At 30.3% G+C, this 479-nt stretch carries 1 protein-coding gene; it reads left to right on the top strand.

Annotation, left to right across the window (positions count from 1 at the left end):
* Window positions 1–76 precede the first annotated feature (76 nt).
* Window positions 77–479: DUF4199 domain-containing protein (locus tag Z054_RS0127535; protein ID WP_035093973.1), on the top strand; the 403-nt coding region annotated here is incomplete at its 3' end.

The following is a 479-nucleotide window of genomic DNA, read 5'->3' as shown; positions in this document are numbered from 1 at the left end:
TTCTACTAAAAAATACATCATCAAATATGGAATAATTATTTGTATTGCATGGATTATATTAAATGTTATTCGTTATATGACCAGCAATATTTTTAACCTTTCTATATGGGATGGTAGTATAGAATTTCTCATACATAGTATTCCTGTTATTTGTGGAATATACGAATACAAATCTAAAAACAATGGTTTTTTAAAATTGAAGAAAGCTTTAAAAATAGGTATGGGTATTTCCTTAATTGGTGGAATGACATTCTGCATATGGACCTTTTTTTTATTGTTTGTAATAGAACCTGGGTTGATGAATCAACGTTTCAATGACTCCAGAGAAAACATTTTTCTAAAAGACCCAAATATATCTCCTGAGGAAGTGCACAAAATTATGGAGTTCCCCGAAACAGCGCTTTCCCCATACATATACATTCCTACTGTTCTTCTATTACATTTATCCTTAGGATTTATAATTTCCTTAATCGCAGGAG

Origin of the sequence: Aquimarina macrocephali JAMB N27, assembly GCF_000520995.1 — a bacterium.
GTDB lineage: Bacteria > Bacteroidota > Bacteroidia > Flavobacteriales > Flavobacteriaceae > Aquimarina > Aquimarina macrocephali.
This window is presented reverse-complemented; position numbering and strand designations above follow the sequence as displayed.